The organism is Allobosea sp. Tri-44, from assembly GCF_004123845.1.
Lineage (GTDB): Bacteria > Pseudomonadota > Alphaproteobacteria > Rhizobiales > Beijerinckiaceae > Allobosea.
Genome location: NZ_NBDP01000030.1, coordinates 127,242 through 142,032 on the forward strand (window position 1 = coordinate 127,242; position 14,791 = coordinate 142,032).

The window sequence follows — 14,791 nt, forward strand, 5'->3', positions numbered from 1 at the left end:
ATGTCGCTGCCCCCGATCGTCGTCTTCGATCTCGACGGCACCCTCGCCGAGACCGCTCCCGATATCATGCACACGCTCAACGTCATCCTCGAACGGGAAGGGCTGCCGGCGCTGCCGATCGAGCGGGCGCGCGAACTGGTCGGCGCCGGTGCGCGAGCTTTGATCGAGCGCGGCTTCAAGGTCAGCGGCCGCCCGCTCGATGCCGAGAAGCTCGAGCAATTGTTCGAGGAATTCCTGGTGATCTATGCTGGCGCCGTCGCGAAGGACTCTTATGTCCATGACGGCGTGATTGGCGCGCTCGATGCGCTTGCGGCCGACGGCTTCGTCTTCGCCGTCTGCACCAACAAGCCGATCCTGCACACAAGGCTGATCCTCGACCATTTCGGCATCACCGGGCGTTTCGCCGCGATCGCAGGGCGCGACAGCTTTCCCTTCTTCAAGCCCGATCCACGCCATCTGACCCAGACCATCGCCGAGGCCGGCGCCGATCCGCAGCGGGCGGTCATGGTCGGCGATTCGCGCACCGATGTGAGCACGGCGCGCGCTGCGGGGATCCCGGTGGTCTGCGTGCCGTTCGGCTATACCGACGTGCCGGTCGAGGCTCTCGATCCCGATCTGGTGATCCAGCACTTCAGCGAACTTCCGGATGCTGTGCGCAAGCTGACCAACCGCGAACCGGCGCTCGCTACTCATTCTTGACGGCGCAGGCGCGCGCCACTAGGAACAGCGCGGTCCGGGCGGCTAGCTCAGCGGTAGAGCACTCCCTTCACACGGGAGGGGTCACAGGTTCGATCCCTGTGCCGCCCACCATTTCCCCCGACATTTTCGGAAGACCCGGTGCACTGGCGCGCAAATGCACAGGGAAGATCTGGGGAACCCGGTCCCGATTCGATCGACCCCTCCTCGCTTTTCCCCTCTCCCCCAGCGGAGAGCTGAGACGGGGTGAAGCGGAATGGGATGCGCCGCTAGGGAGGGTGTGACGCCTGGGCCTTGGCAGTGCAGTCGCCTGCGGCAGCAGGTCAAAAAGAACTGCATCATGGTCGGGCCGGGGAGCCACTGCATCCAAAGGACACCTTCGGGCGTACCCGGCAAATGCCCATGCCTAAAAGCCGAAAGCGGCCGGCTGCTGAAGCGCCGCACTCAACCGAAACCCCGATCGACCTCGACACCCAACGCAGGCTGAGACGCGATCTCAAGCTGACCAGCGAGGACCTTGCGGAAATCGACATAGAGCTTGCGATCGACGCGGGGCTGCTGAAGAGGCCGAAGAGACGCTGAGGCAAGAGAGGCCCAGCCTCGAAAAGCCGGATTTCCAGGAGACTTCGACGGGCGGCGTATTCACCCCTTCCGAGATGAACAACCCTCGCACGCGGGGGCCTTTGCCGATCCGCCCGTCGAACTCCCATACCCCATGCGCTGTTACATCCGCAGTCGCCGGGTAAAGCTATCAGGCGGCTCGCGCAAAACCGCCATGGAATTTCGAGGCAGCCGTCCGGGCGTAAGCCTTTCGGGCACAAGCCTTACCATGCCAGTGAGTCTGGATCAGGCTGCGGCGTAGCCGACCGTGCCCTTGATCTCGAGGAATTCCTCGAGGCCGAAATCGGCATATTCGCGGCCATTGCCGGACTGCTTGTAGCCGCCGAACGGAGCGCCGGCGTCCCAGGCGGGATAGTTGATGTAGACGTTGCCGGAGCGCATCTGCGCCGCGACCTTGCGCGCCCGCTCGAGCGAGCCGGATTGGACGTAGGAGGCGAGCCCGTAGGGCGTGTCGTTCGCCCGTGCGATCACTTCCTCTTCGCTCTCATAGGGCAGGATCGACAGCACCGGCCCGAAGATCTCCTCCCGCGCGATCGTCATCTCGTCCGTCACGTTGCCGAAGACCGTCGGCCGGACAAAGTAGCCGCGGTTGAGGTCCTCGGGTCGGCCCGGCCCGCCCGTGACCAGGGTCGCACCCTCCTTGATGCCGCTCTCGATCAGGCGCTGAATCTTGTCGAACTGGGTTTCGCTGACGACCGGGCCGAGGAAAACACTCTCCGTCGACGGCGCGCCGACCTTGAGCGGTTCAGCGGTCGCCTTGGCGATGGCCAGCGCGTCCTCGTGCAGTTTGGCCGGGACGAACATCCGCGTCGGCGCATTGCAGGACTGGCCGGAGTTGCGCATGACGCTCTCGACGCCGAGCTTCACTGCCCGCTTCAGGTCGACGTCGTCGAGCAGGATGTTGGCCGACTTGCCGCCGAGTTCCTGATGCACGCGCTTGACCGTGTCGGCGGCCGCCTTGGCAACCAGGATGCCGGCGCGGGTCGAGCCGGTGAAGGAGACCATGTCGACGCCGGGATGGCGCGAGATCGCCTCGCCGACCGTCGGGCCATCTCCATTGACGAGATTAAACACGCCCTTCGGCACGCCGGCCTCGTGCATCACCTCGGCGAAGATGATCGCATTCATCGGGGCGATCTCGGAGGGCTTCAGCACCATGGTGCAGCCGGCCGCGAGGGCTGGCGCGACCTTGCACATGATCTGGTTCAGCGGCCAGTTCCAGGGCGTGATCATGCCAACGACGCCGATCGGCTCCTTGGCGATAAGGGTGGTGCCGCGCAGTTCCTCGAACTCGAAATTCTCCAGCGTCTCGATCATCTTGGCGAGATGGCCGGTGCCCATCGCGGCCTGTGCCCGGTGAGCCAATTCCTTCGGCGCGCCCATCTCCTGCGACAGCGCGTCCGCGATATCGGCATAGCGCGCCTTGTAGGCGTCGAGCAGGCGCCGCATCAGCGCCAGGCGCTCCTGCTTCGAGGTTGCGGCGAAAGCCGGAAAGGCGGCGCGCGCCGCCGCGACGGCCTTGTCGACATCGGCCTGGCTGCCGAGCGCGATCTGCGCGAAGGCCTCCTCGGTCGAAGGGTCGATCACGTCCAGGGTCTTCAACCCTGCGGCGGGGTCGACCCAGGCACCGTCAATATAGAACTGCAGGGCATGAGACATGATCGGGCTTCCTTCCTGTGGACCTATGTACGCGACGCTCGGCCGGACATGCGGACCGGCCGGCATCTGCGCTGTGTCTTGTCAGATACAGCGTAGCAGCCCGGAGCCGCCTGTCATCGCGCGGTGGGCGAATGGGGGGAATACCCTGCGCGGGAGCGGCTGAGGACGAATTGCTGAAACTGGGCGCCTTTCCGGCCGAACGGAGATAGCAGGAACGCCAGCGAGAAGCTGGCTGCACATTTCGTGCAATGTAGCCACCGAATCCTGGGCGGAGGGCGCAGGCGCGACATCTTCGAGTCGCGAGACCTTGCGCCGCGTCAAGTGAATGGATGACACCTACCATGTTCGGATTTCAGCAGCGTGCCTCGCGCGCGCTCAGTGCCCTCGCGATCGCCTTGTGGCTCGCCGCCCCGTCGGCTCGGGCCGAGGCGCCGATCACGGTCAAGGGCGGCGAGACCGTCACGATCAGCGGCGTCCGCAGCATCCTCATCCGGGCTCCACATCCCAAGGGCAGCGTGATCCTGCTAACCGGCGGCGACGGGCGTCTCGAGGTCGGCAGCGGCGCGCGCTTCGGCAAGGCCGGAGACAACGTCCTGATCCGCAACCGCGATGCGTTCGTCGCACAAGGCTACAACGTGCTTCTCGCTGAGCTCGGGACGAACCTCTCCGCTGCAGTCGACCACATGGCCGCGATCAAGCGCCCGGTCATCGTGATCGCCACCAGCAAGGGCACGCAACGAGCCGCCGAAGGACTCGTGGAGGGCGCCATGCCGGACAGGCTCGTCCTGACCTCCGGCTTCCTCAGCAAGGCATCCGGGCCCGACGACACCGTCCAGAGCATCCTGGGAACGCCGAACCGGCTGCCGCGAACACTCGCCCTGCACCATCGCGAGGATCGCTGCCGCTGGACACAGCCTGCCGGCGTTGCTCCGTTTCAGGCTTGGGCCGGCGGCCGGGCCCATATCGAGTGGATGAGTGGCGGCAATGCCGACGAGGCCAATCCGTGCCGCTCCAGCGCTCATCACGGCTTCGCCGGGCAGGACGAGGAGTTCGTCGCCCGCATCGTCAAGTTCATGATGCGCTGAAGGCGGCCGCACAGCCGCGCAATGTTCGAGCAAACCGACGCAACGACCACTCCACCGGGGCCACCGTGGAGATCGGATCATGCGATTCGGCAATGGACAATCCGTGGCAATCGCCGGCCGCGCCTTGCACGCCTATCTCGATTTCGTCCAGCGGACGACCCGCTTCAAGCCGGCGATCCCGGGCGCCAGGCCGTGGGAGCGCAGCCGTGAGCCCTTCATCGCTCTGACCTGGCATGGCCAGCAGATGTTGAGCCTTGCGGCCTTAGACGGCGCCTCGCAGGTCGCGATCCTGGCCTCGCTGCATTTCGACGGATCCGTGGTGGCCTCGGTGGTCGGGCGGTCCGGCTTCCGCGTCATCCGCGGTTCGGGCACGCAGAGTCGCACGAAGATCCAGGCCAAGCGCGCCATTCCCGCCTTCTTCGAGATGCGTGAGGCCCTGCGCGGGGGCACCAGCCTCCTGCTCACCGCCGATGTCCCGAAGGTCGCGCGCGTCGCCGGCCAGGGCGCAGTCCAGCTCGCGCGCGCCACGGGTCGGCCGATCTATCTCTTCGCCGCGGTGACCAGCGCGCGCTTCGAGCTCGACAACTGGGACAAGGCCAGCATCGCCCTGCCCTTCGGTCGTGGCTGCGTCCTGTGGTCGGAGCCGCTCTACGTCCGCCGGTCGGCCGATGAGCGCGAGATGGGCCTGATCGCGCTCGATATTTCGAGCCAGCTCGACGAGTTGCATGCCACGGCACGTCGCCTTCTCGAGCGGCGCCGCTAGGACCGCGGCCCTGTTTATCCGAGACGTGTCAGCGGCCCGGCGGGGGGCAGTCGGCCGGCGTGGGGCAGATCCTGCCGGGCGGGCGCAGCTGTTCCTGCACACCCGCCGGCTCGATGACGATGCGGCTGAGATCGCCGGAAAGGCGCAGGCCGAGGCCGGAGGAGATCAAAACGATTCGGGCGCGCGTGGAAGCCAGGATGGTGGCGTTGGCACCGGCGAGAAAATGGGCGCTGCCGCCGAGGCTGGCATAGGTACCAAACACGTCCTCGTAGCGGTCGAGCCCGTAGACCAGCATGATCACCCGGCCGTAGTCGGCGCCGAGGCCGATGCCGACGGAGAGCGCCGACCAGCTCACCGGCATCGGAATCCCATCGGAGAAGCGCAATTCGCCGCTGCCATGGCGGCCGCCGAGCACGAAGGAACCGCTGAGCTCTCCGCCCACGATATACGCGTTCGGCTCGCCGAAGAGCGCGAGCGAGCGTTCGATCGGGATGCTGACTGTCTTGGAAGCGGTGTCGAAGACGCCCTCGACGATCCCGAAAATATCCTGCCGCGGGGTTGTCGGCAGCTGGCCGGCCCGGACATCCCCTTTCGTGACAGCCCCCTGCGCGAGCACGAGGCTCGGCACCAGGGCCAGCAGCGTGGCCAGCATGAAGCGCAGCCCAGGCCAACTCCGGATGACGCGTAACGCGGACATCAGGCCGGCAGCTCCGGGAGAGAGTTGAACGGCAATGGCAATACGGTCCATGCAGAGACAGGAAGAGGCGAGCGCCCCGCTCCGCAAGCCATACCCCGATCGAGGTTCCGTGACGACCCGCAACGCCGCATCAATCTCCAGCCGATCGCAAGCGACAGACCTGCTCTCCAGAGAAGGTCGCCGCGCAGCCCGGCATGATAGCGGAGACCGGCCATGACCTCACTGTCGCGCGCCCTCACCCTGCGGCTATCGCTGCTCGGCATCGTCCTATTCACGGCCTTCATCGGTGCTGTCATCGCCTTCGCCTTGATTACCGAGGATCCTGGCGCCCTGCGCAACGACGTCACCTCCCAGATCATCCGGCAAGGCGTGCGCCAGCAGTCCGGCAACGCCTTGCAGGTCGAGAAGACCGCAGACCTGACCCGGATCGAGCGCACCAGCCCCGGGCTCTGGTACCTAGTCTCGGATGGACGTTCCGTCGTCGAGTATGCGCCAGAGTTGCGGCCGGGCCTGCCGATCGACATTCGGCTCGACGGGCCGACCATCGCTGCGCAGATGCGGGTCGGCGGCGACAATGCGCTCGCCTTCGACGTGATCGAGAAGGACGGCAGCCGCTTCATCGTCGCGACCGGCGGCGGCCGACCGGGCTGGGATCTGATCCTCGGCTTCTACTTGCGGGCCATTGCAGGCTCGGCGCTGGCGATCTCGGTGGTCTTCGGCCTGCTGATCGCAGGCGCGATCGCCATGTCGGTGTCCTATATCGGCGAGCGGCTGCGCAGCGCCGCAGAGGCCGCTGCACGGATCGACCCGAGAGCGCCACGCGGCCTGCTGCCGACCGAGGAAACCCCGATCGAGCTGATGCCGCTGACCACGGCGCTCAATGCCGCGCTCGACCAGATCGCCGGGAACATGGAGGTGCAGCAGCGCTTCATGAACAATGTCGCGCATGAGCTGCGCACCCCGCTCACCGTGATGCGCGGCCGGATCGACGCGCTGCCGAACGATCAGATGCGGCTCGCGCTCACCACCGACGTCAGCCGGCTGACCACCATCGTCTCGTCGATGCTGCAGCTCGCACGCCTGCACAGCACGGAGCTCCCCTTCGAGCCGCTGCAGCTCAACGGCCTCGCCCGTGCGGTGCTGGCAGACCTTGCGCCCTTGATCCTGAACAATGGCGGCGATGTCGCTCTGGAGGAGGAAGGCGATCGCCGATCGCTGATCAGCGCCAACGAACCGACCGTCCGCGCCGCGATCGCCAATCTGGTCGACAACGCGCTGCGCCATGCCCAGGCGAAATCGACGATCCTGGTCAAGGTGATCGATGGCGCCGTGGTTGAAGTCGCCGATGACGGGATCGGCATCGAGGCCTCCGACCGCTCGCAAGTCACCGAGCCGTTCAACCGGATGTCGCCGAACTCCACCGGGGCCGGGCTCGGCCTGACGATCGTGCGCGACATCATGGCCGCGCATGGTGGGACGCTCGCTATCCTCGGCAGGTCGGGCGGCGGCACCATGGTGCGGCTGGTCTTCCCGCCGAGCGAGATCGGCAGCGCGTGAGGCGCCGGGCTACTGCGCCAGCTCCGACACCCTCAGCATATAGCCGATGCCGCGCAGCGAGGTGATCTCGACCCGGGCGCCGGCATCCTTGAGCTTGCGCCGCAGCCGCGAAATCTGCGCCTCCAGCGTGTTCGACTCGATCAGGTCGTCGAAGCCGTAGACGGCCTCGATCAGGACGTCGCGGGTGACGACGCGGCCGACACGCTGCACCAGCGCTTCCAGGATCAGCGCCTCGCGCCGGCGCAGGTCGAGCAGTTCCGAACCGACGGAGGCACAACGCCCCTCGAGATCGAGCGAGAGATTGCCTGCGGTGATCACCAGCGAACGCTTGGGATTGCGCCGGCGCATGATGACCCGCAGGCGCGCCAGCAGTTCCTCCGGCTCGAAGGGTTTGATCAGGTAGTCGTCCGCCCCGCCGTTCAAGCCCTCGATCACATCGGCCTTGGCGTCGCGGGCGGTCAGAATCAGGAAGGCGGGCCGCGTATCGGAAGCGTTCAGCGCCTTGACGATCGACAGGCCGTCGCCATCAGGCAGGCGCCGATCGACGATGACGATGTCGAAAGGCGTCGAGCGCAGGGCCGCCAGCGCCGCATCGATCGTGGTCGTGCGATCGGCGATCAGCCCGGCATTTGTGAGGAGCGAGGACAGGAAAGCCATCAGCTGAGGCTCGTCCTCGACGATCAGTGCGCGCATTAAGGGGTCGTTTCAGGGTGCACGGATGGAACGTGATGCCGGAATAGGGGCGAAATATCCAGACACATCACGCTCCATCCATGCCTTGGCGCGGCCGTTGGAGCCGGATCCGATCAGGTTAGAACAACCTGATCGGTGAATCCGTCTCCCACTTTTTGCCGGGAGGCCGTTTTGCCGATCAACTTGCAGCGCAAGTTGATCGGAACGGGCTCCAGGGCCGCAAGGCGATCCGGACCGGCCAACCGGCCCGGGATTTCAGGATTCAGAACCGGTAATTCAGGCCGGTCTTGACGACATGCTCGCTGACGCCGACACGGGCCCGGCCGCTGGCGAACTGAAAGTTCTGCTTGCCGAGCGAGACATAGTTGTACTCGACCTTGGCGGAGAGATTGTCAGTGATGCCGTATTCGGCGCCGGCGCCGACGACATAACCGATCTTGCTCTTCTCCTTCGAGACGAGCCCGTCGCTCGCCTTCAGGCTGCCATAGGCAACGCCGCCGAGACCGTAGACCAGGAGGCGGTCGAAAGCGAAGCCGGCGCGGGCCTTCAAGGTTCCCAGATAGCGCATGTCGGCGCTGGTGCCGCCGGTGCGCTTGGCGCCCTTGCCGAAGCCGTTCATCGACATGTCGGCCTCGAGGCCGGTGACGAGGCCGCCCATCTGGAGGTTGTAGCCAACCTGACCACCGAGCAGGATTTCGTTGCGGCTCTTCTTGGCGGTCCCCTCGAAACGATCGAAGGCGGCGCCGGCATGCACACCGGCATAGATGCCGTTCCAGTTATAGGGGCGCGGCTGCGAATAGGCCGGCTGGTATTGCTGCACGCGCGCGGGACGATCGGCCGCCATGGCCGGGACCGCGAGCTGGGCCAGCAGGCCGAGACCAACCATCGGGATAAGACGCTTCATCAAAGGCTCCTTGCGGCGGCTTGATCGCCGCCGACGCATCAGGCTAGAGCCCGTTCCGGTCGACTTGCATGGCAAGCCGACCGGAAAAACGGTCTCTGACTAAAAGTGAGAGACGGATTCACCGATCAGGTTGATTCAACCTGATCGGATCCGGCTCTTGCGACCGCAGGTCCGTTCATCGGACCGGGTCAGCACGGCGCAGATTGCGGGCGAAGATTACGGCAACGTTGCCCGCCATGCGGGCACCAGCCTGAATCAGGTCCGTTGGAGGTGTACGGTCGCCGCGGGTGGCGCTCAGCCGCGGCCGATGCGCTCAGGGCGCGGCTGCGCGCCTTGCGTGCTGCTCGCCCATTCGGCCAAGGGCGAGGTCGCCTGGAATTGCTCGATCGCGAGCAGCGTGATGTCGCCGGAATGGCCGGAGCGGCGCAGGCCGAGAATCAGGCGCGCGAGCCATTCGCGATGGGGATTTTCGAACGGCCCATCGATCGGGCCGACATGCCGCCACGCCTCATGAAAGGCTGTTCCGAGGGCAGCGAGTTCGTCTGGTCCGGCATTGAGTTGGCACGCAGGCATGGCGAGCTTCCCGGCGTTTGCATGCAGCGGACCAGAGCCCGCTCGGCTTTGCAATCGGAAGTTGCCCCTTCATCTGAATATTAGGCGAACGGCCGGTTAACGACAATCGGAGAAGCCGTCAGAGGCTGCTCACAATCTCGCGCGGATGACGGGTAACGAAATCACGAGCCGAATCACGGAAGGCCATCCAGGCAGGCAGTGACTCCGCCGGAGATTGAAAAGCTCCGAGAAGAAGGGGGCGAGTGCGTTCGTCGATAGCGGCGTCGGGGTCGATGCGCGCCGAACGGCAGAGCGCCCGCGCGATCCTGATGATGCGCTGCTCTTCGCTGTCTTCGGGAATCATGATTGGTAGACCTCGACGTCATCCCAGCAAGCCGCACAACGCGCCGCCAGCTGCCCGGTTCCCGAAATCGACCGCCTCGCTTCCGCCCGAAAGCCGCCCAGATCGGGCCAAGCAGCCTCCAGACGCCTGCGCCTGTTGCACACCGGCAACGGGCGCCTTCAAAGCTTGGAAGGTCGCGCCGATGTGAACGCCGATCGATTGAATGGCAGCCCTCGCTCTGCCAGAGATTTGGGGAATTGTTGACGTTTTTCCGTCACCTTTCTTCGCACCCGTCACCCCGCAATCCTCCCCGAGGCCGCAATGCTCCGCTTCTTCCGTTTGGCCCTGATCGCCGGCACGGCCGTCGCGGCCACGGCGACCGCCGCTATCGCCGAGATCGATCCCCTCACCCGCCAGCCGCTCGTCAGCTATGTCGACCCTGCCAAGGCGCAGGCGACCGCGATCCCGCGCGAGGTCGTCTCCTTCAGCGGCACCTATCGCCCCGGCACGATCGTGATCAACACGAGCGAGCGCCGCCTCTATTTCGTGCTGCCCGATGGCAAGGCCGTGCGCTACGGCGTCGGCGTCGGCCGCCCCGGCTTCGAATGGGGCGGCGCACAGACCGTCTCCCGCAAGACCGAGTGGCCGACCTGGACCCCGCCGGCCCAGATGCTGAAGCGCCGCCCCGACCTGCCGCGCTTCATGCCCGGCGGCCCGGAGAACCCGATGGGCGCGCGCGCGCTCTATCTCGGCTCGACCCTCTACCGCATCCACGGCTCGAACGAGCCCGAGACGATCGGCCAGGCGGTCTCCTCCGGCTGCATCCGCATGCAGAACGAGGACGTGATCGACCTCTACGAGCGCGCCAAGGTCGGCACCCGCGTCGTCGTCGCCCGCTGAACGAACGCTGCATCGAGACCTACGAAAGGCCGGCTTCGCGCCGGCCTTTTTGTTTGCTTCGACCCGTGCCGGCAACAAGGCGCAGGGCGATCAGAACGGGGCCGTGAAGTATACTCGGGCGGCCACGACGCCGGCCAGCAGAAGCAGCAGGACGAGACACTGCAACAGGTCCCGGGCGATCTCGCTGGACCGCGTATCGGACAGCTCATTGCGAGGCCCGGTTCGATGCGCAGCCGCGCGCCGCTGTCTCTCCGACGCTTCATAAGTGGTCATGGCGACCTCCATCACTTGATGGCGGATAGTCGACCAGCTCCGCGTAAGCTCGCGATGCCGGCCATGGATCGGCAGCATCAAGCCCGCATAAGCGCGGGCACGCTTATGCGGATGGTTGGAAGTCAGGCGGCTGAACGATGGTCGATCGCGTGACCATTGCTCGGTCGCGGCAGGTCATCGAGCGCGTATTTGAGCTCCTCGGCGAGCGAAGGCTGCGCTGCGGCCAGGGGCAACCGGCAGACGGAGCCGACGCCCGGATGCTGGAACGACAAGGCGAGCTTGACTGCGACCGGATCAGGCTCGCGGGAAAGCAGGTCGTGAAGCGGAATCAGCCGCCGCTGCAGGGTCTGGGCCTGCTCGAATGCACCGGCGCGGCAGGCTTCCCTGATCCGGCGCAGCAGGCGCGGCGCGAGGTTGCCGATACTGGTGATCGCGCCGCAGCCACCCGCGACGAAATAGGACGGGATGGTGTCGCTGGCCCCGGTCAGGCGCAGGAAGTGCCGGCTGCAGTTGCGCATGATGCGATCGCAACGGGCGATGTCGCCGCGCCGCTCGAGGATGCCGACGATGGTCGGATGTTCGGCCATCTCGGCCAGGGCTGCGGGAGCAAGGTCGATGGCGCAGCGATCGGGGTCGTTGTCGATGATCAGCGGCAGCGACGTGACCTCCGCCACCGACAGGACGTGCCGGACAAGGCCGGCCTGCGTCGGCCTGCTGTAATAGGGCAGCCGCAGGAGTATGGCGCTCGCCCCTGCCGCAGTCGCCTCCCTGACTTCCGCGATGCTGTCCGTGGTCGAGTACGACCCGGCAGCAGCCAGGATCGGATAGCCAGGTCCGGCCGCGGTGCGCGCAACCCTGACGAGCCGGATGCGTTCCTTGCCGGACAGCGTCGAATACTCGCCGCTGGCGGAGCCGAGCACGATGCCGTCGGCCCCTTCCTGGACCTGCCAATCCACCAGCCGAGCCAGGCTCGGCTCGTCGAGGGCGCCGACCCTGAAGGGCGTGACGAGCGCGGTGAACATCCCGTGAAGCCAGTGATCCATGTCGACCTCGGCAGAGTGGATTGACGATGGAGGCGCAGCGGAGCGTTCTGCTCCGCCGCGCCTCGGCCGAACTCGGGACGACCGGTGAAACAGGGGCCGAGGGCCCTCAAACCCCACGGGGGGCGGTCGGGGTTCGAGGGTGCCTCTGGTTCCCAGCGTGCCCGAGCACGACGCCGATCAAGGCTAGGGCGGTCGACATAAGGGTTCGATGCGGATCGGGGCGAATAATGTGAAGCCGGCATCAGGGCGGCGTGCCATGCATCTCGGCTCTGGCCTCTACCGCATCCACGGCTCGAACGAGCCCGAGACGATCGGCCAGGCGGTCTCCTCCGGCTGCATCCGCATGCAGAACGAGGACGTGATCGACCTCTACGAGCGCGCCAAGGTCGGCACCCGCGTCGTCGTCCGCTAAACGGCATCGAGATCGGAATTCGGAAAGGCCCGCCTCACGGCGGCGGGCCCGAGATAGATCGTCAGTCATCGCCGCCGCTTCGTCCTGCCACCCAAGTCAGAACTGCCAGTTGGCAGGCACCCAGGCGTAGCCGGTGTCGGTCCGGAGCAGATGGCCGAGGCCGGGGAAGGGATAGTGGAAGCCGAGCACCGGAATCCGCTCGGCTGCCGCCCGATCGAAAATCCGCCGGCGCGCGTTGAGGGCTGCGTCCTTGTCCCGGTCGGGACCCGGCCGCCAGGGGCGGTCGATATTGATGATCGGGTGATAGGCAAGGTCCGCCGTCAGCAGCAACTGGTCGGCTCCCGAATGAACCAGGAAAGAGACCATGCCCGGCGTATGGCCGGCCGCCGCGATGGTCGTGAGCCCCGGCACGATCTCGGTCCCCGCCTCATACAGCTCGATGTCGCTCGCCACGGGCTCCACGCTGCGCTTGATCGCGGCGCCGAACCGCCGGCGGAAATCCTCGGGTACCGGCATGTAGGAGAGATCGGGATCGTTGCGGACGAAGAAGTCCCAGTCGGCCTTCGGCGCGAATACCCTGGCGCGCGGAAAGGCTTTTTCGCCCGTGGCGGTGCGGAGATTGCCGACATGGTCGGGGTGCGCATGCGAGACGACGACCATGTCGATATCGGTCGCCGTCAGGCCGCTCGCCGCCAGGCTGGCGAAGATCCGGCCACCATTGGGGCCCATCGTCTGGCCGGCACCCGCTTCCAGCAGGATGCGCCGACCGCCTGTCTCGATCAGCAGTGTGTTGAGATTCAGCGTCAGGTGGCCGGAAGGCAGGAACGCCCGCCGCAGGACCTCCTGCAACTCGACTTCCGGCGCATCGCTGGCATAGATTCGCGGCGGGCCGCCGATGACGCCGTCGCTCAGGACGGTTGCGCTGATCTCACCGACGCGGAAGCGATAATGGCCGGCATTGCCATGCGTGGCCGGCAGCGTCTGGGCATGGGCGCTTTCCCGCGTCCCGTATCCGGCCAGGAGTCCCGACCCGCCGGCGATGGCGGAGAGCATGATCTTGCGGCGGTTCAAAGTCAGGGCGGTCATCATCACCTCGCTGGGCAGGGGTCCGCTGTGCTGTGACCCGCCCGGCTTAGATGACATCGTGCCATTGCTCAGATAAGATCGATCGATCTGAGCAGCTTGATAAGCAGTTCTTTGCAATAATGCGCCTCGACACTCTCGATGTCTTCGCCGCAATCGTGCGATGCGGCGGCTTTCGTGCAGCGGCAGCCGAGCGCGGCGTCTCGTCCGCCGCCTTGAGCCAGAGCATCGGCACGCTCGAGGCGGCGCTCGGCATCCGGTTGCTGAACCGGACGACGCGAAGCGTGGCGCCGACGGAAGCCGGGACGCGCCTCCTGGAGCGGCTCGTCCCCGCGCTGCAGGACATCCGGCTCGCGATCGAAGACCTCAACCAGATGCGCGAGCGGCCGACCGGGACAATTCGGATCAACGCCCCCGGGCCGGCGGTGGACCATGTGCTATGCCCGCTCGCGTTCGATTTCATGCGGGCCTATCCCGACGTCAAAGTCGAGCTGATCAGCGACGCCGCCATCGTCGACATCGTCCAGCAGGGCTTCGATGCCGGCGTGCGCTTCGGACAGCAGCTGGAACAGGATATGATCGCCGTGCCGCTGGGTCCGCCCCTGCGCTACGCGATCGTCGCATCGCCCGGCTACCTTGAGCGCTGCGGCACGCCGCTGGCGCCAGCCGACCTGATCGGACGCGACTGCGTCCGCCGACGCTTTCCCGGCGGTACGACGGCCTCCTGGCGCTTCGAAAAGGACGGCGCGAGCCTGGAGATCACGCCCGAAGGCCGCCTGACCCTGAGCTCGGCTCATCAGGAGCTCCAGGCCGCGCTGGCCGGGCAAGGGCTGGCACATGTCTTCGTCGACTACGCCAGGCCGCATTTGAACGACGGCAGCCTGGTCGAGCTGTTGCGGGACTGGAGCCCGAACCTGCCCGGCTGGTTTCTCTACTATCCCAACCGTCGATATCCGAGCGCGGCGATGTCCGCCTTCCTGCACCATGTCCGAGAGTTCGATTGGTCAGGCCATGGCCTGACGGCGATCCGCAAGGACTAGCAGCGCCGCTTGGTGCCGCCGCGCAAGATCGAAGTCGACGCTGCGAAGCTGGACACGCTCTACCCTCGCCTCACCCGCTCTCGCGACAGCCCCTTCGCAGCGAGATCATCGAGATAGGCCTGCAGCTTCGCCTCACCGTCGCGGCCGAGTTCGCGCAGATAGTCCCAGCCATAGATGCCGGTGTCGTGCATGTCGTCGAAGGTCAGGCGGACTGCGTAGTGACCAACCGGCTCGACCTTGAGGATTTCGACCTCGTGCTTGCCCGGCACGGTCTGCTTCTGCGTCGGGCCATGGCCCTGGACCTCGGCCGAAGGGCTTTCGACGCGCAGCAATTCGGCGGGAAGCGCATGACTCTCGCCGCTCTCGAAGGTCACATGCAGGGTGCGGCGATCCTTCGACAGGCGGATCTCGCTCGGCCAATCTGACATCTTCGTGTTTCTCCGGAGCGCCTTGCGACCTTGGGCCTGCTT

16 protein-coding genes, 1 tRNA gene and 1 pseudogene are annotated in these 14,791 nt (G+C 66.2%); 8 read left to right on the plus strand and 10 right to left on the minus strand.

The features are described from left to right. Together gph and B6S44_RS17025 are read left to right on the plus strand one after the other, a co-directional pair. Window positions 1-699 (plus strand): phosphoglycolate phosphatase, encoded by a 699-nt coding sequence (gene gph / locus B6S44_RS17020; RefSeq protein ID WP_129158078.1) that lies wholly within the window; start codon window positions 1-3, stop codon window positions 697-699. A 36-nt stretch (window positions 700-735) separates the two neighbouring features. Then, window positions 736-810, plus strand: a tRNA-Val gene (locus B6S44_RS17025). Window positions 811-1,542: 732 nt separating this feature from the next. Here the strand turns inward: B6S44_RS17025 and B6S44_RS17030 are convergent. Next, window positions 1,543-2,976 (minus strand): aldehyde dehydrogenase family protein, encoded by a 1,434-nt coding sequence (locus tag B6S44_RS17030; RefSeq protein WP_129158079.1) that lies wholly within the window; start codon window positions 2,974-2,976, stop codon window positions 1,543-1,545. A gap of 341 nt (window positions 2,977-3,317) precedes the next feature. Here B6S44_RS17030 and B6S44_RS17035 point away from each other — a divergent pair, with 341 nt between their 5' ends. Together B6S44_RS17035 and B6S44_RS17040 are read left to right on the plus strand one after the other, a co-directional pair. Then, window positions 3,318-4,061: an alpha/beta hydrolase gene (locus B6S44_RS17035; protein ID WP_129158080.1), complete on the plus strand. Its 744-nt coding sequence runs from the start codon at window positions 3,318-3,320 to the stop codon at window positions 4,059-4,061. A 79-nt stretch (window positions 4,062-4,140) separates the two neighbouring features. Beyond that, on the plus strand, window positions 4,141-4,824 hold the full coding sequence (locus tag B6S44_RS17040; protein ID WP_129158081.1) for a lysophospholipid acyltransferase family protein: 684 nt from the start codon (window positions 4,141-4,143) through the stop codon (window positions 4,822-4,824). 28 nt (window positions 4,825-4,852) lie between these two features. Here the strand turns inward: B6S44_RS17040 and B6S44_RS17045 are convergent, their stop codons facing one another. Next, entirely contained in the window at window positions 4,853-5,476 is a 624-nt protein-coding gene (locus tag B6S44_RS17045) for an EipA family protein (RefSeq protein WP_164985863.1), read from the minus strand. A gap of 258 nt (window positions 5,477-5,734) precedes the next feature. On the opposite strand from B6S44_RS17045, the gene B6S44_RS17050 reads away from it, so the two are divergent. Continuing rightward, window positions 5,735-7,078 (plus strand): sensor histidine kinase, encoded by a 1,344-nt coding sequence (locus B6S44_RS17050; protein ID WP_129158083.1) that lies wholly within the window; start codon window positions 5,735-5,737, stop codon window positions 7,076-7,078. A gap of 9 nt (window positions 7,079-7,087) precedes the next feature. Here the strand turns inward: B6S44_RS17050 and B6S44_RS17055 are convergent, their stop codons facing one another. From B6S44_RS17055 to B6S44_RS17070, 4 genes are all read right to left on the minus strand, one after another. Then, on the minus strand, window positions 7,088-7,771 hold the full coding sequence (locus B6S44_RS17055) for a response regulator transcription factor (protein ID WP_129158084.1): 684 nt from the start codon (window positions 7,769-7,771) through the stop codon (window positions 7,088-7,090). Between the two features lie 262 nt (window positions 7,772-8,033). Then, complete coding sequence (locus B6S44_RS17060) at window positions 8,034-8,675, minus strand: outer membrane protein (protein ID WP_164985864.1); 642 nt, start codon at window positions 8,673-8,675, stop codon at window positions 8,034-8,036. A 294-nt stretch (window positions 8,676-8,969) separates the two neighbouring features. Then, window positions 8,970-9,248: a hypothetical protein gene (locus tag B6S44_RS17065; protein ID WP_129158086.1), complete on the minus strand. Its 279-nt coding sequence runs from the start codon at window positions 9,246-9,248 to the stop codon at window positions 8,970-8,972. A 118-nt stretch (window positions 9,249-9,366) separates the two neighbouring features. After that, window positions 9,367-9,591, minus strand: a complete 225-nt coding sequence (locus B6S44_RS17070; protein WP_129158087.1) for a hypothetical protein — start codon at window positions 9,589-9,591, stop codon at window positions 9,367-9,369. A 300-nt stretch (window positions 9,592-9,891) separates the two neighbouring features. On the opposite strand from B6S44_RS17070, the gene B6S44_RS17075 reads away from it, so the two are divergent. Further along, the gene (locus B6S44_RS17075) at window positions 9,892-10,470 is read left to right on the plus strand and encodes a L,D-transpeptidase (RefSeq protein ID WP_129158088.1); all 579 of its coding nucleotides are present in this window, start codon (window positions 9,892-9,894) and stop codon (window positions 10,468-10,470) included. 90 nt (window positions 10,471-10,560) lie between these two features. Here the strand turns inward: B6S44_RS17075 and B6S44_RS17080 are convergent, their stop codons facing one another. Both B6S44_RS17080 and B6S44_RS17085 read right to left on the minus strand, forming a co-directional pair. Further along, window positions 10,561-10,743 (minus strand): hypothetical protein, encoded by a 183-nt coding sequence (locus B6S44_RS17080; RefSeq protein WP_126112880.1) that lies wholly within the window; start codon window positions 10,741-10,743, stop codon window positions 10,561-10,563. A gap of 122 nt (window positions 10,744-10,865) precedes the next feature. Further along, window positions 10,866-11,786: a dihydrodipicolinate synthase family protein gene (locus B6S44_RS17085; RefSeq protein ID WP_129158089.1), complete on the minus strand. Its 921-nt coding sequence runs from the start codon at window positions 11,784-11,786 to the stop codon at window positions 10,866-10,868. A 244-nt stretch (window positions 11,787-12,030) separates the two neighbouring features. Here B6S44_RS17085 and B6S44_RS17090 point away from each other — a divergent pair. Further along, a pseudogene (locus B6S44_RS17090) lies at window positions 12,031-12,198 on the plus strand (L,D-transpeptidase); the annotation flags it as partial. Window positions 12,199-12,294: 96 nt separating this feature from the next. Here B6S44_RS17090 and B6S44_RS17095 read toward each other — a convergent pair. After that, complete coding sequence (locus tag B6S44_RS17095) at window positions 12,295-13,284, minus strand: MBL fold metallo-hydrolase (RefSeq protein WP_129158090.1); 990 nt, start codon at window positions 13,282-13,284, stop codon at window positions 12,295-12,297. 50 nt (window positions 13,285-13,334) lie between these two features. Here B6S44_RS17095 and B6S44_RS17100 point away from each other — a divergent pair, with 50 nt between their 5' ends. Continuing rightward, the gene (locus B6S44_RS17100) at window positions 13,335-14,321 is read left to right on the plus strand and encodes a LysR family transcriptional regulator (protein ID WP_129158091.1); all 987 of its coding nucleotides are present in this window, start codon (window positions 13,335-13,337) and stop codon (window positions 14,319-14,321) included. Window positions 14,322-14,380: 59 nt separating this feature from the next. Here B6S44_RS17100 and B6S44_RS17105 read toward each other — a convergent pair whose 3' ends face one another. Beyond that, window positions 14,381-14,749 carry a gamma-butyrobetaine hydroxylase family protein gene (locus B6S44_RS17105; protein ID WP_129158092.1) on the minus strand — a complete coding sequence of 123 codons (369 nt, stop codon included), beginning with the start codon at window positions 14,747-14,749 and terminating at the stop codon, window positions 14,381-14,383. Between the last annotated feature and the right edge of the window lie 42 nt (window positions 14,750-14,791).